The following is a 20,275-nucleotide window of genomic DNA, read 5'->3' on the forward strand; positions in this document are numbered from 1 at the left end:
TTTTTGATAATGTATTTCAACAGGGTACCTCTTTAGACGCAAAGCATTGAGTCTTTACTAGTAAAATGTAGATTAACAATAATCACTCATCCACTCAATCAAAAAATCACTCAATTAAGGAAAGGATGTGTTAGCAGATTTATTTCTTCATCACAATCACCTTCTTTTTAAAATAAGTAGCATAGCACTTGTTCCAAAGATGGTCTTGATTGTCTTTGATTTCATCAAAATACAAGGTTTTAGGAGCGTGTTTCAAAGGTGTTACATAAATGGTATCCGCTTTTGACTCCTGAATTAGTTTGTATCTAGCCGTCATTTCTTCATCATAACCTTTGGCATTTCCGGAGCGAATATCCGCATACATAATTCGTAGATTGGTACTTTTTGACCAGGCAAATAACGACCATGCTGTTAATCCCAGTACAAAAATGACGTTGTGCAAAGGTAACGTAATCAGTTTTGGAAACTGATTGAGGATACTTAATGCCAAGTAAAACCAACCTGCTAAGAAAAACACATAAATGGCATTTTTGACACGATCGGGCACGCCATCAGGGTTGCCGTAGTGAATCGCAAAAAACATTAAGGTGAGCAAAATCCCAAGGCTTGCGATGGTATATAGCAAATTGGTTTTGAACAATGCTATCTTGGTATTAGGCACAAATTTTTGATACCATGCCGCAAACAAAAGAGTCATAGGCAGGAGTGGACTATAAACTACCCAGTGGAAACTATCTTTGAATGTTGATTTGATGGCCTTCGTTATAGCCAAGACGATATTACCACTCAAAGCGCCACCTTGCATACGAACTTGGTTGCCTGGTGCTTTGATGACCAAGAAATACGCACACAACACTGCTACAATGCCAAGCATGGTAAAAAACTTATCAAAACGTTTTTCAAAAAGAAGAAAATATAGCCAAACTAGTCCTAGAAAAGCAATAATCATCAACATTACTACTTCGTTTGAACCTACAATAAAAAAGACTAATGTGGCGCAAAGTAAGGCAATGGCATTTTGAAGAGATTGGTATTGTGGAGAATAATATCGTATGAGCACAGCCACCAAATACATCCAATAACACACCGAAATAGGGAAAATAAATACGGAGGTGTACCAGAAAAAATTATCAATTATACTCGCAGATTCAGCAATGTAAAGGCTCAAAAATGCTCCAGTCAGCACTAGTTTATTGCTACGACTGGTTGGAATAAACTCGCCAACCATCAGGTAAAATGAATGAAATAGTAGCGCCAAAATGAGAACAGGCATAATCTTGACGAAGCCAAAATAACCAAACGCCAGCGGCGAGGCATGAAATAGCATATTAGAGATATATCGCCCCGACCAGCCTTCGTAGTATAAACGCTGCCCCTCCCAAAATCCATAATCACGGGTCATGTAGGCAAAGCAATAGTCGTCTGCTACAGATGGATGATTGAAATAGCCCAAAATAGCAATGGGCACTACACTAAGTAAGAAAATTACCCAGATAATCGAATGCGAAAATGCCTTAGTTTGTATAAGTTTCAAAACCAAACGTAAACTTGAGTGAATGAATATGAAAGAAGTCTACTCAGACTTATAGGACGATGTTTGGTAATAAGAATTTTGGAATTCCTAAATGCTTATTGCCTTCAAAGCTATCTTTCAAATGATCATATTTGAAAGATAGCTCTAACAAAATTACCTGATTTCTTAGATTTTCTTGTTAGCCAATTAATAAATACTCACTTTGATCAAGAAAAGAATCAATTGCCAAACCTTTTATTCAAAATAGGATAAATCAAAATAGCGATTAAAATAACGCCTGTTCCAGCATAAAAACCTAAGTTCATCTGTTCTTTTTCTCCAAAAATCAAATAGGCAAATATAATCCCATACACAGGCTCAAGATTGAGGGCAAGATTGAAAATAAAAGCCGAAAATTTGATTAACAATTCAACCGTGACACTGAACGCATACACAGTACAAACCAAAGACAATATTGCCAACCAGAGCCAGTCCCAACCGTGTGGGATTACTTGCTCGAGGGTTAAATAGCCACTTGTGAGCGTATAGAGCAATGGAATCAATGAGGTAATCGCTGCGCCTGTCATTTCGTAAAAAGTAATAACCTGTGAAGGATATGACTTTCCAAGTTTAGAGTTGATTACTGAAAATAAGGCACTTAGCATAGCCGCCAAAATACCTAAAATCAAGCCCCAAATATGCTTTACTTCTGATAAAAAAATCATGCAAAGTCCACCAATGACCAATAAACCGAGCAACACTTCATATGGACGAATTTTACGTTTGTAAGTAATAGGCTCGATAATACTTGTCCACAACGTAGCTGTGGAAAAGCCCGCCAAGCATAAGGCTACATTGGATATTTTGGCGGCAAAGAAAAACAAAAACCAGTGCAATGATATCAAAAATCCCGTTGACAATAACTTGATTGCACCCGAACGATTTATGTTTAAATCTACCTGACGAAACTTTAAAACAAAATATATTCCGACAGCGGCAATGGCAGTTCTGAAAAATACAGTGCTCAAAGAATGTACAGAGATAAGCGTCCCTAATATCGCCGTAAAACCAAGTAACAATACAATAAAGTGTAATTGGACATAGTCTTTGGTAGTTTTGTTTTGCATAAAATCTGTTGTTTAATCAACCAAGGTATACTTGTTCTAGAACAAATGAAATAAAAGTGGAGTATAAACAAAAATGAGTTAACTATTGAGTTAGTAAACATTAGTCCATAGACACGCTGTTTCATAACTGAAAAGTTAACTCATTTAGAGGATTTATAAATTGTGAATTATGAATGATGAGTATAAGGTGCTGACAGTTATAATTTTAATTCACAACTCACAATTCATCATTCACCTTTACTATCGAGGAATCGTATAGTACAGTAATACCCCGATACCGCTAAAAATAATATTGGGTAGCCATACTGCTAGGAGAGGAGGCATCGTACCTGACTCGGCCATACCTTTACTCATCATAAAAAACATGATGTAAACAAAGGCCAGCATAAAGCCCAAAGCAATCTGAAATCCAACGCCCCCACGAGATTTTCGTGCTGATACAATCAAACCAATCATGGTTAGGATAATAATGGCAAAAGGGTTGGCAAATCGTACGTATTTTTCTACCACAAACACCTCAACACCATCGGCACCACGAGATTTTAACTTTGCAATATGCGCATTTAACTCTGGCAGTGTAAAGGTTTCATGAAGTTGATAATTACTGTCAAAATCTTTGGGCGAAAGGTTAATCGTTGAGTCGATTTTGGTACCATACGTCAACTTTTCTTTTCCCTCACCTTCAAAGGCACGAATACGATAATCATGGATAGTCCATTTATGACGAGTAGTATCCCAAGTAATTCTTTCTGCCATCAACTTGCTCATTAGTTGATTATTCTGAATTTTTTCTAGGGTAAATCTGTAGCCTGTATTCGAGTTGTTGTCGTACGTTTCCATGTAGGCGTACGTATCTGGCGCAACTTTGATATGGACATCTCTACCACTGAAATAGTAGGTATCAATAACATATTTCCGTTCAAACTTGATACGAGTTTTGTTCGCAATCGGAATAATCCAAGCTACCATGAAAAAGGTAATAACCGCAACAAATGCCGAACCCATCAAATATGGTCGCATTAATCTCAGAAAACTTACCCCAGTACTCAAAATTGCAATAAGCTCGGTGCGAGCTGCTAGGTTTGCCGTAAAAAATACCGTCGAAATAAATACCATTAGAGGACTAATATAATTGGCCCAATAAGGTACAAAGTTGAGGTAATAGCTAAAGAGAATTTCCGAAGTAGGCGCTTGTTTTTTGATAAAGTTGTCAACCTTTTCGGTGTAGTCAATCACCAAAATAATGGCAACAATAATCAAAACAGCAAAAACGTATGTCTTGAGGAATTTTTTTAAAATATATAAATCTAAAATCTTCATGCCTAAGCAAAGGTTGGTATATAGTCGAAGAACGAACGAGCTATTGATTTTTTTACAAAGCTAAATAAAAAACCTCTCATTTTCAGAGAGGTTTGAGATATGCCTAGTGTTGGGTTGTGTTAAATATATTTAAAAACCCTAAAGTATCTGATTACAAGTTTTACAAACGCCTTGTACCAATAAATTAGTTTCGACACGTTGGTATCCTTCGGGCAAGGCAACTTGCGGAATAGTTACGTGGTCAAGACAAGTGGTAAGCCCGCACTTAGTGCATTTAAAATGCACATGATCATGATGATGCTTATGGTCGTCGGCATGACAATTGTCTTTGCAAAGGGCGTATTTGATACCACCCTCATCGTCGAGTACTTTGTGGATAAGCCCTTTGTCCAAAAATGTTTTGAGTGTACGGTAAACTGTTACACGGTCAAACTTTTCAGACATTTGAGTTTCCACATCAGCATGAGCCAATGCGTAAGCTTTGGTTAAGAATATATCTAGAATCTCTTCGCGACATTCTGTTTGGCGAAGGCTATAGGCCTTCAAGGTGCTTTTAATTGCGCTCGCATTCATACGTTTACTCGCTTAAAATACTAGACTCATATTGTAGTTTCACAAGGTTGGCATAAATACCTTCTTCTTGCGAAAGCAATGCCTCATGACTTCCCGACTCAGCTATTTCTCCATCTCTTAAGACATAAATGGTATCAACGTTTCTGATGGTTGCCAAACGGTGAGCAATAATAATCGTTGTACGATTTTGCATTAACTTATCAAGCGCATCTTGTACCAATTTTTCTGACTCAGAATCCAATGCACTAGTCGCTTCGTCGAGTACCAAAATTGCTGGATCTTTCAAAATGGCTCTTGCAATAGCAATACGCTGACGTTGTCCACCCGATAATTTAACGCCTCTTTCGCCAACAATGGTATCGAATTTTTCAGGGAAAGATTCAATAAAATCTAAGGCATTGGCTTTGCGAGCAGCCTCCGTAATTTCAGCTTCTGTAGCATTGGGCTTACCATAAGCAATATTCTCGCGAATGGTACCTCCAAACAACATGACTTCTTGTGGTACAACGGCAATATTTTGACGCAAAGCAGTTAGATTGTATGATTGAACGTCTTGGCCATCTACCAAAATTTTGCCACTATTCAAGCGATAATAACGGAGTAATAAACCTACAATCGTAGATTTCCCACCACCTGAATAGCCAACTAAAGCAATTTTTTTACCAGCTTCTACCTTCAGTGAAATATTTTTTAATACCTGTACATCTGGACGAGATGGGTATGCAAAAGCAACATTGTCATACACAATTTCACCTTTTACGTGTACAGGTGTTACTGGCTCGTTGGTAGATACTTCGCCTTCTTCGTCCAAGATTTCTAGGATACGTTCAGACGCTCCAATCGTTCTTTGGATTTGAGCATAAATATCACCCAAACCACCTACAGAACCACCGATAAAGCCCGTATAGATGATAAATGTCAATAGTTTGTCAAATGTCAATTCATGGTTTTGTACCAAATGACCACCGTACCAAACTACCCCTACAATAGCTCCAAACAAAACAAAGATGATAAATGAAATAAAGCTACCTCTAAAAGTGGCAGTACGAAGTGCCCAGTTCAATACTTTTTCGAGTGAAGTCGTATAACGGTTTACTTCAAAAGCTTCATTGGTAAATGCTTTTACGACATTAACTGATTGAAGGGTTTCTTCTACAATTACATTGGTTTGTGCTAATTCGTCTTGTACTTTTTTAGAATTTTTACGAATAAACTTTCCAAAAAAGAAGGCAGCTACCACCAAAATCGGGAAGGTAGATAGCATGAATAGGGTAAGTTTTCCTGAGAAATAAATAATCAAACAGATACCTCCAATCAACGTAAAGATTTGGCGGAAAAACTCAGCTAATGTAACCGAAAGAATATCCTGTAATTGAGTTACATCCGAAGTAATACGGCTCATTAGTTCGCCTACACGATTTTTTTCGAAGAACGTTACAGGCAAAGAAATCATTTTGCCGTAAAGCTCTTTACGAATATCGCGAATCGAGCGTTCTGTTACTCTCGAAAAGGTGTAAACTCTAAAGAACGAAAACAAAGCTTGTGCTGCCAAAATCGCCAAGAATAACAAGGTCATTTGGTCGAGTGTCAGCTTTGGCAAGTTCATGACCGAGCTACTTTGCATTTGCTGCATCATAGGGTTGTTGGACATGGCCTGCATTTGTTGGGCATCGTTGGGCGAAAGGATAGACGCTACCATTTGACCCATCAACAAAGGCACACTCATGGAGGTGATTTGTGATAAAATCAAAAAGATAAAACCAATCGCAAATGTTCCTTTGTAAGGTGCTGTAAATCTAAAAATTGATAACGCTTTTCTTAGTCCTTCTTTCGTAATTTTCTTTTTATCCTGTGGAGATGCATCGTCTCCAAACTTATCGCTTCGCTTTGCCATATTTGAATAACACTGTTCTCAATTTGATGAAAACAGTTGATATTAAATGAATTATTAGTTGGTTTGACTATTAAGGTAATAGTCTTAAATTTCTTTAATCAATCTCGCAATGATAACATAAAATCGAGCCAAATGGTTGACTACTTGATATTATTCTTCGTCAGGTAGTCCTTTGTATTTTGAAGCCTCAAAAATACGCTGTGCATCGGGCTCTTTCATCAAATCTTGAATGGTTAGTTTTTCGTCATCGTAATAGTATTTCGAAACGATTCTGAATCCTATCCATCTTCCAATACCACCAGGACAAGCGGGGCCAATTTCTGGAGTAGAAGGGCGTTCGCCAATATATTTTCCTTTAGCGGGGTCTTGGGTCGAATACAAGAGTTTGTTATCAATAAAATATGCCCATACAACTTCTTGATTAGCATAGGTAGCGTTTAGCTGTTCGTTAGAATAGCCCAAAAATACGCTATCAGCTTTAGAAGGCATCATTACTTTTCCAAAAACATAACTTTTTCCATACCAAACCATTTCAGCAAGTAGTGTTCTATCTTGTGGATTAGAGGTATTATATCGGCTCGAAAGTTGTAGTATGGCTTGAGGTACTACCACAGCAGGTGATATCTTTTTGATTTGATAATCATAAATATCGGGTAGATATTTACCTTTTTCACCCATAAAATAGTCTATTCCAACAATAATTGTCGAATCACTTACGCGTAGCTCTGGATTAAGGATTGTTCCTTGACCGAAAAAGCCTGTAAAAATAGTATAAATTTTAGGTTCTTTAAAGTCTGGATAATAGTACTTGATATGCTGGAAGGCTTCTTTGAAGTCGTTTTCAAGATTTTGGTTGCCAAAAAATGCTTTTTCCTGAGACTGCTGGTAAAACTCTTGTAAAGCTGGACTGCTAATTTGTGTAAACAGTTTGTTGGCCAAAACAGGAAAAGAAGCAGGCGTTGTATTAAAATATTGACTAGCAAACTCTGTGTACTTTTGTAGAAAAACCAGTACATCTTGTTCGGTTTTACAAGCAAAAAGTTCTTTGTCTAAGTACTGAATCTTAACGTCGACTTTAACATTACTTACATCGGGTTCGCCATCTGTATTATTATTACAAGCCCAAAGGCATACTGAAACTAAAAAGAGAAGTCCTATTTTTGCAAAAATTTTCATGCTTGTGGTAGCTGTTGAAAGCAATCAGGGTTCAAATGAGTGAGTTGATTTATTATAAGTATTAATTAATCGTGCAAAATGAGATTTAAGTTGTGTGTTGAGGAACTAGGCAACAGGTACAAGGCAAAGAGTTTTAACATATTTTGTAGTAACTACAGATATGTTTTTGCCGAAAGCCCATAGCTGAAAGCCGAAAGTTCAAAATGATCTCTCATAAAAGAATAAAAACATTTTGCCTGATGCCTTCTGCTTATAGTCTAAAGCGTATCCTTTATTTATTAAAACGAGGTATTGTATTGCTCTTACCAACGGCATTGGCAAAATAAATTGAATGATTGTCTGTTTTATAGTTTGAAAATCAAAAGTATACTTACACAACAGTCCATAAAAACTTACTTAATCAATCAAAATATATCAGGTAAGTACCTGCAAAATTATGAAGAAAAACGTATTAATAACCCTTTTTATTCTGGCTACTGTTACAAATGTGCTAGCGCAGAATCAATTATGGTCATCGAGTTTGTCGGCAGCTTCTCGCGAATATTGGGGCGGTCGATTCAATAACATGTCAATTGGCTTTAAATTTTCACCAGCGATTACTTTTGTTTCTTTCGAAGGTGTCAAAAACTTTAAAGGAATGTCAGATGGTGCAGCCAAAATTAATATGACCGTTGGGCCAGTCGCAGATTTTTATTTTGCTCAGAAATATGCTTTTAGTACTGGTTTGTGGTATACGGTAAAAGGCGTTTCGTATAATATTTACAATAGTTTTTATGATACCGACGTATTTGTGCAAAAGCCTTTGACCAAAGATGAGATTAAAGCAAATGCCGCAGAATTTAATCTTCAATATCTTCAAATACCTGTTTCGCTTAAAATCTTTAGTGACCAAGTAACCCCGGGAATGCCTTTTTATATCCAGTTTGGAGGTACTTTGGATATTAATATTGCAGAAAAGCCTGTCAATTACGCCAAAAATGCTTTAGTGCAATACCGTGACAGAGTATCCCCGAATTCAGGGATTTTTGGTTTTGGAGAAGCTAACTTATTATTAGGGGCTGGGTTTGAGAAAAAATTAGGAACAGGAACAGATGCCTTTTTCTTTGGATTGCAATATCAAAGAGGACTTTCAGAAATTAATAGAGGCAGCTCATTTGCTGATATGATTACCAAAACCAACCAGTTAGTGATTGATTTTGGATTGAAGTTTTAGGAGACTCATAAGCAACTTTTAGGGAATCGGATATAATAAAACATGAGTCATTCCTAGTTGAGTGATTGAGTGGGTGAGTGATTATGCTAAAATTTGTATTCTAGTAGAAGAGACGCAATGATTGCGTCTTGAGCTGAATAAAATCTAGTATAATAGCATCAAAAAAGCGGTCGAAAAATATTTTTCGACCGCTTTTTTGATGAAAATTTAGAGAATAACCCTAATCTTAAAATTCGGGATGACTCATGTTTTTGATATTAATATGCTAAATTACTCATTGCTAGACGCAAGGCATTGCGTCTCTATTGCTAGAATAATCACTAAATCACCCATTCAACATTCACTCAATTTGTTATGATTCCTATTTAGTTAATTAACATTAGCAGTATTATTCTGATGAACTACTGCTAAAACACTATCTAAATATTCTCGTGAGTTGCACAATCGTGGCACTTTGTGTTGTCCTCCCAATTTACCTTTACTACGCATCCACGAATAGAAGGTATCTTTCTGAACCACGTTGATTTTAGGAGGAGTCAGTACCATGTCTTTATAGCGCTTGGCGTCATAATCAGAGTTGATAGAGCGGAGCGTCTGGTCTAAAACCTGATTGAACACTTCTTGATCGTTGGGTTCTTGATCAAATTCGATAACCCATTCGTGGCAGCCACTTTTACCTCCGTCCATATACACAGGTCCTGCCGTATAGTCGTTGATAATTGCGCCCGTAGCTTCACACGCTTTAGTGATAGCTATATCTGAGTTTTCAACGATAATTTCTTCTCCAAAGGCGTTAATGAATTGTTTGGTTCGCCCCGAAATCTTGAATCGATACGGATATTTGGTTGTAAATCGAATTGTATCTCCGATTTTATAGCGCCATAATCCTGCATTTGTAGAAATGATGATAGCGTAATTTTTCCCTATTTCTACTTCATCTAACGAAACAGCCTTAGGATATTCTTTTTCGATTTCTTCCATTGGAATAAATTCATAAAAGATACCATAATCAAGCATCAGCATCATTTCGTCTTTGCGTGAAATATCGTCTTGCACACCAAAGAATCCTTCAGAAGCATTATAAATCTCTAGATAATTAACACTTTCAGAAGGAAAAACTTTATTTCTGAACATATCCCGATAAGGATGAAATGCCACTGCTCCATGAATGAAAAATTCAAAGTTGGGCCATACTTCCAGAATATTGTCTTTACCTGTGATTTCTAAGATTTTATCAATTAATACCAAAGTCCACGTAGGAACTCCCAAGATGCTTGTGACATTTTCTTGAGAGGTAACTTCTGCCATTTTCTGAATTTTCTCTTCCCAGACATCCATCAACGCTACATCCAAGGATGGCGTACGAATAATCTGAGCCCAAATAGGTAAATTTTTCATGACTACCGCCGATACATCACCCATGACACTGCGCGAATTCAATTGATTAGACGACAAGCTTCCACCAATCGACAAACCTTTTCCACTAAAAACTTCAGTATCAGGTTTGTTTTCTACCAAAAGAGTCATCATATCTTTGCCACCCATAAAATGACAATCATCGAGACATTCTTTTGATACAGGAATAAACTTACTGCGGGCGTTGGTAGTACCAGAAGATTTGGCGAAATATTGAATATTGGAAGGCCAAAGAATATTCTGTTCTCCCTTCATGGTACGTTCAATGAAAGGAAACAAATCTTCATACGAAGAAATAGGAACACGTTGCTGAAAGTCCCGAATAGAAGAAATGCTACGAAAATCGTATTTTTTACCCCACTCTGTATTCTTAGCCGTTTGGATTAATTGCCAAAACATCGTCTCTTGCGTATCCATAGGCTTATCCATAAAAGCCTGAATACGAGGAAGACGCTTTTTCATGAGCCAAACTAGCGTTTCATTTAGAAAATCCATTCGCTAACAAATCTTATAAGTGTTCTAAACAAACTTAACAGAATAAATTGATTGTGTCAATATCAGGAAACTAACTCGTAGGTATTTCTGCGCAAATGCAGATTTATTTTTTATTCAGAAAACAACTTAAAGAAGTACACAAAATAGCGCTTGAAGACTGAATGAGGCGGTAAAAGTCAGAGTTAGAGGATGAATAAGGATAATGCACAAAAGACAAGCAAGATAGTTGTTGAAAATAGGATTTAAGATAGTAATCTATCCTAAACCCTATTCTTTGATTTCGAAATCAAAAATTGTTTTATTTTCTTCTTTTCAATGCCAAATCATGAGAGGTATCGTAATACGTTCTTAGATTCGACCAGTCGAAGGTATCCGAAATGCTTTCGACACGGTTACGTTGGGTGATGCGTTCACGTAAACTTTGTTTGACAAACTTCAACAACATTTCCGATAATTGTTCGGCTGCTTTGTAGAAGTCTTGTGTTTTACGATTGACAACCATAACGCCCCAATGCTCGTAATCACGCATGATTTGCATCATATAATCACCAAAACCTGACAAGTCAGAAGTAATAGTTGGTACGCCACGAGCGATACATTCGAGCGGTGTGTAGCCCCATGGTTCATAGTAACTTGGGAAAACACCAAGGTTACAACCACGTACAAATTGTCCGTAATCAAGTCCAAATAATGGGTTGGTAGAAACGATAAAGTCTGGGTGATAAACAATTTTTACCTTATCCTCAGGATTGTTCATCAAATTAGATTTCTGAACAAAATCTGTGATACCATCATTTTGCTTAAGCAAGTGTGTGACAACTTTTGGACGTTTGTTGTTTTTCCAAGTCTGAATCGTTCTTCTTAGACGCAAACGCCAATATTCATCCACAAAATTGTTTAAGTCTGGCATTTGTAAATCGCTCGACGATGCAGATGCTTTAAAAAGCTGCTCACCTACTTGTTTTTCGATAGAATTACAAGTTTCACGAATTTCGTCCATTACAGCACGCGAATGCAATACTTCAGGGTCGATTGAATGATAAGGTTGTTTGGTAATAAAAAACATTACGACCGTCTTATCAATCTTAGCTTGCTTCATTTTCCAGTTTAAGCGAGCCAACGCTTCAAGGGTCAAATCATAGCCTTTGTTGCTATACTCATAACGCCCTGAGGTAAAGAAGTATAAAGTTTTCTCAAGATTGAATGGTTGACTTTGGAAAAAGTGTCCCATCACAAATTCGTTGATACGATCTTTATATTTGGTATGTAAATTTTGATGCTCGTGCATTGCCGAGAATCTTGTGATATTCAGACCGTTAGGTAAAATCAAGTCAGGGACTTTTCCTAATAAAAACTCACACTCTTTAGCTGTTACATCACTTACGGTTGTCGTAACGTGCGCCTGCAATGCTGCCAAACGCTCAAGTGTGGCTTGAGCCTCAATACCATAATGACGAGCCTCTTTGAGCCAATCGAAGGTGTCTATTTTATCATAGAAATTCGGAACATTACCAGCTAAGTAACGACCCAACATGGTAGCGTGAGTAGTAAATACAGTGGCTACTTTTATTTGGTCTTTACGCAAATCTGGAATAGCAGAAGCGGCCATCCATTCGTGGAAATGGGCTACAATATCAATTTTATTTTGTTGTTCCTTCGCTAATTCGGTCAAAAACACGCGAACCATTTCACCAAAAGCAATTACATGACTTACCAATTCCTCAGTATTCAACGTAGATACCTGATGACGCTCCCACAAGCCTGCCTTGAGGGCATTGATATTGTTGTAGATTGACCAAAAATCAAATAAGACAATGCGAGGCTTTCCAGTTACGAGCCAGTAACCATAGTGCACGCCATAGCCCATTGAGCGCATCTTCTGAACAGTTTTACCTAAAACTGAATCATCTAAATCATGAATAGGTTCAAATTCGGCAGATGCTGTTTGTGGGAAGTACGGTCCTAGCAAGAAGTAGTCATCGCCCCATTTTTCCACCATTGAGGGGACTTTTGTACGAATTACAGTATAAATACCACCTACTTGGTTGCAGGTTTCCCAGGCAATTTCTATTAATATCTTTTGTTTTTGGGTAGCAGATTGTAAAGGATTTTGTATTTCCATCGGCTCTTAGTTATAAGGTTTGGCTGCTTGTACCAAGCTATTAGGTTGCTAATATATAAGTATATTCAGTGAATAGGAAACTTAAAGCCATATTTCTATTTTGGCTCAAAATGGGCTATTTGGGGCTTTTCTTAATAAAATCTAATTATTAAAAAATATCAATAAAAGCCCTAAAATCAGCTAAATCCAAATGCGTCATTAATGTGCTTTTGTGGTAATTTATTAATAATCAGAATGTTGTGGTTGATATGTGAATTGTGGTAAATATAATGACTTTAATATATACTATTTTTACCATTTTATATGTAGGTCTATTCTGTTCTTTAGAATAAGGTATGTACAATTATTTCTTTGAATAGTTCTTTAAGTTGTAGGAGGAAAATCTTTTCCCGAATAATAAGTTATTCTTTTCGCCTTCAAAAAAAAGCCCTCAAGTTATCATGATAACTTGAGGGCTTTTTTTTGAAAATAAACTTGCCAGATTTTTTCTGAAAGTAGTAACGCAAAAATACCGTAGTCATATAGAAATGACCGTGTATTAGTGCTGTACGAAGTCAAACTGTTGCAGATTTTGGAGTTCTTATTTCGGAAACAAAGTAAAAAACCTTTATTTTTTACAAAATATAGAAGATTATACTTCCGAAATCCAACATCCGATATCCGAAATAAACAGTTTTCATAATCCTTCGTACAGTACTAACCGTGTATTGTCGATTTGTAGCCTATTTCTTTATTTCATGTAATAATCAGCTTCATAAACTTTGGTTACGCCTTCTTTCGTGAGGGTATAACTAAAGCCTTTTTGAATTGAATAAGCGCCATATTCTCCTTGTTTATTTACGGCTAAATAACCAATCTGGAATTCCTTGTAGTTATAACGTTTGACAATACGCATAATGGCTTCCTCACAAGCTTGTTGTGGCGTACGACCATTTCTCATCAATTCTACAATGAGGAATGAACCTAAGGTCTTGAGTACAAACTCTCCCAAGCCTGTAGCACAAGCGCCACCCACTTCATCGTCACAAAATACGGCTGCTCCAATTACTGGAGAGTCACCCACGCGACCATGCATTTTGTATGCCATCCCGCTAGTGGTACAAGCGCCAGATACTTCACCCTTTTTGCCCAATGCCAAAAGTCCAATAGTATCGTGACGTTCAATATTTACTTTTGGCTCGTATTTGGATTCTTTTTTCCATTTCAACCAAGCCTTCTTAGAACTTTCAGTCAATAAGTTTTGCTTTTTGAAGCCTTGCGAAAGAGCAAATTGTAAAGCGCCTTCACCCGATAACATTACGTGTGGAGTTTTTTCCATTACTGCCCGAGCTACCGAAATAGGGTGCATAATGCCTTCCAAGAATGTTACAGAACCAGCATTGCCCTTTTCGTCCATGATACAGGCATCTAGTGTAACGTGACCATCACGGTCAGGCAAGCCACCATATCCTACGGTAATTTCGTTAGGGTCTGCTTCTGGAATAAGCGCTCCTGCCTCTACAGCATCGAGAGCACGACCTGTTTTTTGAACCATCGCCCAAGCTGCTTCGTTAGCTTTGACATTGTTCCAAGTAGAGATAATAATTGGAAATTCAGCAGGAGCTGAATTTTGTGCTTGTGTTTGATTAGCTGCTAAGGCAGAAAGTCCAGCCAAAGCAGAGGTTTGTTGAATAAAGGTACGACGTTTCATATCTGAGAAATTGGATGTTTTAAAGTACGAGTGGAGGTATGTCCAGTTATTTAAATAAGTTGTTTCTCAATCACTAAAAACAAAACTCAAAAATGCTAAGCGGATTTGAATAGCGCTACAACCGCACGAATTTTTTCGACGTTTGAATACATTACACCATATTCGGGAACTTCCGAAAGTCCGCCCATCGCAATATCTTCCTTCCTAAACTCCATTTCCGAATCTCTAGTCGACTTGCCTGTGAAGTGTAAGGCATCAGCGCCTAATGCTGCTAGTTTTAAGGCATTTCGCACATTGACTCCGCTTCCAATCATAACTTCAATTCTTCCATTGGCTTGTTTAATTAAAGCTTTTAGGTTTTCTGCGCCTTCTTCTGCCAAGTTTTTTTGTCCTGAAGTTAAGATACGTTTACAGCCCGCTTCAATAACATCTTCAAGTGCTTGCAGATAATCGGGAGTCATGTCGATGGCGCGATGAAAAGTAACAGGCAGAGGATGAGCTAATTCGACGAAAGCTTTGGTTTGTTCAACGTTGACACGACCATTTTTCTCTAAAATGCCAAGAACAAAACCGTCGGCTCCTAGTTGTTTAGCTACAAGCATATCTTGTTTCATTTGCTCAATTTCCAATGCAGAATAGCAAAAATCGCTACCACGTGGACGAATCATGACATGAACTTCGATAGAAGTATGTTGTTTGGCTAGTTGAATAAGGCCTGCTGATGGAGTCGTGCCACCCTCGTAAGGCGAAGCACACAATTCGATACGATTAGCGCCTCCTTGCTCGGCAGCGATACATGATTCGAGCGAGTAAGCGCAAATTTCAATTTTCATAAAATATTACCAGAAAAAAGGGATTTTTAAAATATATGTAAAGGTATCATTTCACCTGATTTTTGATGAGTCATTTAATAAAAATTTTTAATAAGTACTTAACAAGATTTTATTTTACGGTAAAAAAATACCAAAATTTCATATTTGAGTAACTCAGATACGATAACCTAGGGTAAACATAATGCTGTAGCTTTGACTGGTTAGCTCAAGGGCAGAAGATTTGGCTGTAGGAGAGAGATTGTACATATAGCTTCCGACAAGTCCTAGTCTTACACTATGTAGGTCTTTGGTAATACCGAGTTCAGTTTTAAGACCTCCATACAAATTTTGAAAGTTATAACCTTGATAGTAACTTTTGAATTCTTTTTTTCCAGAAAGAATATTGGCAAATGGACCAAGTGAAATAAAAACGCTGGGGCTAAAGGGTTTTTCTGTAGTAATCAAATAGCGAAATTGAGTATTGAGATGAATAAAACTTGTTTGTTCACAAGCGTGATCAAATCCGGTACCCAAAAGAGTATCGTCTTGCTCGTGTCCACCTACTTGTAGGTAACCTATTTGAGAAGATAAATAAAAATGCTTTTTCTGTAAATAATCAATCCCAAGGGCGGTGGCATAACTAGTATTTCTTTGAGTAAGAATATCGAGTTTGAGCTCATTTCGGAACGAACTAAACAGAACACCATTGTCGATTTTGATAAATTGAGCTTGGGCTACAGGTGAGAATAATAAGAATAGTGCGTAGTAAAGAAGCTTTTTCATGCTAGCGTGTTTCATAGAGTGAGAATAATTAACATAGTGTATACAATGGTACAAATATAGTTGTGACAGGACTTCCTGCATGACAACAATTTGAATTTTGTTTTTGTAAAAGCATCTTGATGATATTTTTATTGGGATATGAGTGGATATAGATTCATTATCAATTAGTTATCTATATCTTCGGGGAAAACCCAAAAAATAAAGGCACTTTTCGTAAAAAAACAGGGTTTTGAATATACTTTTTTATAGAAAAATTAGTTAATTACGCATGAGAAAATCAAAATAGAGGTAATATTTGGGCTTTTTTGTAGAAATAGAGAAAAAAGGTAGGCGAATAACCCCATATTTATCATTTCGAAAATTTATTTGAATTATCTAAATAATTACAAACCAGTAATGTTGGTAATTTCAAAAAACTTGTACTTTTGCAGTCCTATTAAATCAATCAAAAAAATAGGGGTAAAATAAGCATTTATAAAAGACATAATTGATTTATAGTCAGTAGATTGCTCTATTACCTTCGTTTAACCAGTAACCAAATTTAGAGAAAGAATATGTATTGGACACTAGAACTTGCATCTTACTTAGAAGACGCTCCTTGGCCAGCAACAAAAGATGAATTAATTGACTATGCGATCCGTACAGGCTCGCCATTAGAAGTAGTCGAAAACTTACAAGAATTGGAAGATGATGGTCAACCTTACGAGAGTATCGAAGAAATCTGGCCAGATTATCCTACAAAAGACGACTTCTTCTTTAATGAAGACGAATATTAATTAATCCCCATAAAATGCCACCCCTAAGGTGGCATTTTTGGTTGAGGTCCATTTGGTAGTCAGTAATGCTAAAAGCTATTACTCGATTGCTGTAAACTTTTAAAGCTATGTCTCTTATTCTTTCTTCTTCTCTCGATACACAGGCACAAAGCCGTTTATATGTACTAAATCAAAGTGATAACTTATCCACACAGTTACACGCTATTGCCCAGTCTGAAGCATTTGACGCAGATATTTTAGCGAAGGAGTTTAAGGCTGAGTTAAAAGAAACGTTTTCGTTTTATACCACCCAAGCCCAAAAAGTATTTTTTTTAGGACTTGGAAAAAATGCAGACTCTGCACAAGTAATCAAGGCTTTACGCTATTTCTTTCATCATCAAAAATCAAGAATAGCTGCACAAATAGATGTTGTCGTTGCGTCCCTCAACCTTGAACAACTCGAGTGGGTTACTAATGGTATCGTACTGGGGCAGTATAATAGCAAACTCTACAAAACAGAAAGTGAAACCCCTTCAGAAGTATTTGGTGAAAATGGCCAGATTAATCTAGTTGCGGGTGAATTATTTGGTGAAAATGCCCAAAATTTAGTCGATAAAGGCATTGCCACTGCCGAAACTCAGATGGAGATTTTTGATTTGATGAATGCTCCTGCCAACAAAAAAACACCACAGGTTTTGTGTGATTGGGCAGTTGCTTCTGCGCAAAAATTTGGTTATTCTGCTCATATCATCGACCGACCTGCTTTGGAGAAAGATGGTTTTGAGGCATTATTGGCGGTAGGTCAAGGAAGCGAACACGACCCTGCCATGATTGTAGTTGAATACCGTTTTCCTTTGCCACAAAAAACAATTGGTTTAGTAGGTAAGGGAGTAACTTTCGATACGGGAGGTATTTCAATCAAATCTTCAACGAATATGCACCTTATGAAATCGGATATGGGAGGTGCTGCTGCTGTGTTGGGAACGGTAGAATTAGCGGCTAAACTCAAGCTACCAATACATATTATCGGTGTTGTGCCAACTTGTGAAAATGCAGTAGACGCCAAATCTTTTAAGCCGAGTGATGTTATTGGTTCGTATTTGGGAAAAACCATCGAAATAATTGATACAGATGCCGAAGGGCGTGTGATTTTGGCAGATGGTTTGGGGTATATGGTCAAAAACTATAAAACTGATTATCTTATAGACTTGGCTACTTTGACAGGAAGTTGTATCTCAACATTGGGTTATCATGCGGCAGGACTATTTACCAACAATGACCAATTGGCAACTCGTCTCAGTAACGCTGGTTCACGTACAGGAGAACGTTTGTGGAGGCTACCTTTGTGGGATTTGTATAAAGAAGATATAGCCTCGGATATAGCCGATGTCAAAAACTATTCAGGAAAACCAATGGCTGGGGCTATCTCTGCGGCTAAGTTTCTAGAGGTTTTTACCGAAAATCATACTAATTGGGCACACCTCGATATCGCAGGTACAGCCTTTGGCGATACCGAATTTGTTCCAAGTCGAGCGGGTACTGCTTTTGGTATTCGTTTGTTGATAGATTTTATTGAGGGAGTATTGTAGTAATCAGGCAACAGGTAAAGAGGCACAAGGCAAAGAGTGCTTCATAGAAAGAGCTAGTTCAAGATTTAGTCTTGAACTAGTTTTTTAATAGTTTTGAAATACACCCATTGATAGCTGTTGATTAGGGTTGTACGAAGGATACTAAAACTGTCTATTTCGGATATCGGATATGGGATTTCGGAAGTATAATCTTTTATGTTTTGTAAAAAATAAAGGTATTTTACTTTATTTCCGAGTTCAGAAATCCCAAATCCGCAATTATTGGAAATCCTTCGTACAGCATTAGCTGTTGATCAACAATTCCACTTAGCGGGTGAATTTATTCACCCGTGACGAAAATGTTTCAATCAGATTACTTCTTACTTTGTCTTTATTGCCTAAATATTTCCTTTCCATTTTGCTTCCAATCCCATCTTTTTTGCTATATTTAAGAAAGGTATCAAAGGCTTTAATCAATAAAGTCGTATTGCAGCATCGCATTGAGACTTTCTGCCCTTTTAGTTCTGGTATCTTCTTCTGGTGTACCTCTAAGACACTCTAACCAAAACCGATATAGCCCTTTACTTTATGACGAAAGAATTAACCTTTTTGTGTATCTCAACCTATTTCAAAGGCAATGAGTTTTTGCGTGCTTGTAAGCAAGCTGGGAATAGGGTTTTTTTGTTGACTAATAAAAAACTAGAACATCGTCCGTGGGCACGCGAAGCCGTCGATGAGTTTTTTTATGTAGAAGAAAAACCAGATGGTAGTATCGATATTCAAGAAATTATTCTTGGTTTGGGCTATGCGATGCGCTCCCGAAAAATAGACCGTATTGTTGCACTCGATGACTTTGATGTCGAAAAGGCTGCTCATTTGCGAGAGCATTTCCGTATTCCGGGTATGGGACAAACGACAGGGCGCTTGTTTAGAGACAAACTGGCGATGCGGATGAAAGCAGAGGAAGCAGGAATTAGCGTGCCACAATTTTCATCTTTATTCAACGATAATGATGTATTTGAATTTACTCAAAAAGTTCAATTTCCTTGTGTGGTCAAACCTCGCTCGGAAGCATCGGCTACAGGTATTCGTAAGGTACATAATTCAGAACAGTTGTGGGAGGTGGTCCATTATTTAGGCGAGCGCCGCCCTGAATATCTGGTCGAGCAGTTTCGCCCCGGTGATGTCTACCACGTAGATTCTTTGACAGTGGGCGGTCAACCAATTTTTACACGTTGTAGTCGTTATTTGTCTACTCCGATGGAAGTAGCGCATGGAGGAGGGGTATTTCGTTCTATGACTGTGGAGGTTGGCTCGGAGGAGGATTTAGCTTTGAAAGAAATGAATGAGCAGGTATTGAAAGCCTTCGGAATGAAATTTAGTGCTAGTCATACCGAGTTTATTCGAGATCATGCTACAGGGAAATTTATCTTCTTAGAAACTGCCTCTAGAGTTGGAGGTGCACACTTGGCCGAAATGGTAGAGGCTGCTACAGGGATTAATTTATGGCGCGAATGGGCCAATATCGAAACAGCTATGGCTCGTAATCTGGAATATACTTTACCCGAAGTACAAAATATGTACGCAGGTATCTTGATTTCCTTGACGCGTCAACGATATACCGACCCCATGATTTTTGATGATACAGAGGTTTGTTGGCGTATGGACGAAGAGTTTCATGTAGGCGTAATTGTAAAGTCGGAATCGCAGGAACGTGTAAAAGAGCTTTTGGATAAATATGCACAAGTGGTATTTGATGGTTACCACGCGTCAGCACCAGTACCCGATAAGCCAACAAATTAAATTAGCTCTCAGCAT

General features: G+C 37.6%; 15 protein-coding genes. 4 read left to right on the forward strand and 11 right to left on the reverse strand.

Annotated features, from left to right (window positions below; all coding sequences use genetic code 11):
- Positions 1-139: 139 nt before the first annotated feature.
- From QM524_RS14850 to gldB, 6 genes are all read right to left on the reverse strand, one after another.
- On the reverse strand, positions 140-1,534 hold the full coding sequence (locus tag QM524_RS14850; protein ID WP_283345181.1) for a DUF6056 family protein: 1,395 nt from the start codon (positions 1,532-1,534) through the stop codon (positions 140-142).
- 218 nt (positions 1,535-1,752) lie between these two features.
- Positions 1,753-2,640, reverse strand: a complete 888-nt coding sequence (locus QM524_RS14855; protein ID WP_283345182.1) for a DMT family transporter — start codon at positions 2,638-2,640, stop codon at positions 1,753-1,755.
- Positions 2,641-2,880: 240 nt separating this feature from the next.
- Entirely contained in the window at positions 2,881-3,960 is a 1,080-nt protein-coding gene (locus QM524_RS14860; RefSeq protein ID WP_166577221.1) for an LptF/LptG family permease, read from the reverse strand.
- Between the two features lie 138 nt (positions 3,961-4,098).
- The gene (locus QM524_RS14865; protein WP_095166376.1) at positions 4,099-4,533 is read right to left on the reverse strand and encodes a Fur family transcriptional regulator; all 435 of its coding nucleotides are present in this window, start codon (positions 4,531-4,533) and stop codon (positions 4,099-4,101) included.
- A 4-nt stretch (positions 4,534-4,537) separates the two neighbouring features.
- Positions 4,538-6,427, reverse strand: a complete 1,890-nt coding sequence (locus QM524_RS14870; protein ID WP_283345183.1) for an ABC transporter ATP-binding protein — start codon at positions 6,425-6,427, stop codon at positions 4,538-4,540.
- A 150-nt stretch (positions 6,428-6,577) separates the two neighbouring features.
- On the reverse strand, positions 6,578-7,603 hold the full coding sequence (gene gldB / locus QM524_RS14875; RefSeq protein WP_166577224.1) for a gliding motility lipoprotein GldB: 1,026 nt from the start codon (positions 7,601-7,603) through the stop codon (positions 6,578-6,580).
- 436 nt (positions 7,604-8,039) lie between these two features.
- On the opposite strand from gldB, the gene QM524_RS14880 reads away from it, so the two are divergent.
- A complete protein-coding gene (locus QM524_RS14880) occupies positions 8,040-8,816 on the forward strand; it encodes a porin family protein (protein WP_283345184.1) in 777 nt (258 codons plus the stop codon).
- 369 nt (positions 8,817-9,185) lie between these two features.
- Here the strand turns inward: QM524_RS14880 and QM524_RS14885 are convergent, their stop codons facing one another.
- The 5 genes from QM524_RS14885 to QM524_RS14905 form a co-directional block, all read right to left on the reverse strand.
- Entirely contained in the window at positions 9,186-10,727 is a 1,542-nt protein-coding gene (locus QM524_RS14885; protein WP_283345185.1) for a GH3 auxin-responsive promoter family protein, read from the reverse strand.
- Positions 10,728-11,025: 298 nt separating this feature from the next.
- Positions 11,026-12,849, reverse strand: coding sequence for a glycosyltransferase (locus QM524_RS14890; protein ID WP_166577226.1), 1,824 nt, complete (start codon positions 12,847-12,849; stop codon positions 11,026-11,028).
- 730 nt (positions 12,850-13,579) lie between these two features.
- The gene (locus tag QM524_RS14895) at positions 13,580-14,539 is read right to left on the reverse strand and encodes a N(4)-(beta-N-acetylglucosaminyl)-L-asparaginase (protein ID WP_283345186.1); all 960 of its coding nucleotides are present in this window, start codon (positions 14,537-14,539) and stop codon (positions 13,580-13,582) included.
- 95 nt (positions 14,540-14,634) lie between these two features.
- Positions 14,635-15,372, reverse strand: coding sequence for a copper homeostasis protein CutC (locus QM524_RS14900; RefSeq protein WP_283345187.1), 738 nt, complete (start codon positions 15,370-15,372; stop codon positions 14,635-14,637).
- A gap of 153 nt (positions 15,373-15,525) precedes the next feature.
- A complete protein-coding gene (locus QM524_RS14905) occupies positions 15,526-16,134 on the reverse strand; it encodes a hypothetical protein (RefSeq protein ID WP_283345188.1) in 609 nt (202 codons plus the stop codon).
- Positions 16,135-16,688: 554 nt separating this feature from the next.
- Between QM524_RS14905 and QM524_RS14910 the strand changes: the two genes are divergently transcribed.
- The 3 genes from QM524_RS14910 to QM524_RS14920 all read left to right on the forward strand — a co-directional run bounded on the left by QM524_RS14910 (position 16,689) and on the right by QM524_RS14920 (position 20,260).
- On the forward strand, positions 16,689-16,910 hold the full coding sequence (locus QM524_RS14910; protein ID WP_026997867.1) for a DUF2795 domain-containing protein: 222 nt from the start codon (positions 16,689-16,691) through the stop codon (positions 16,908-16,910).
- A gap of 107 nt (positions 16,911-17,017) precedes the next feature.
- Complete coding sequence (locus tag QM524_RS14915; RefSeq protein ID WP_283345189.1) at positions 17,018-18,478, forward strand: leucyl aminopeptidase family protein; 1,461 nt, start codon at positions 17,018-17,020, stop codon at positions 18,476-18,478.
- 567 nt (positions 18,479-19,045) lie between these two features.
- The gene (locus QM524_RS14920) at positions 19,046-20,260 is read left to right on the forward strand and encodes an ATP-grasp domain-containing protein (protein WP_283345190.1); all 1,215 of its coding nucleotides are present in this window, start codon (positions 19,046-19,048) and stop codon (positions 20,258-20,260) included.
- Positions 20,261-20,275: the final 15 nt, after the last annotated feature.

Source organism: Flectobacillus roseus (genome assembly GCF_030056595.1).
Taxonomy (GTDB): Bacteria; Bacteroidota; Bacteroidia; order Cytophagales; family Spirosomataceae; genus Flectobacillus; species Flectobacillus roseus.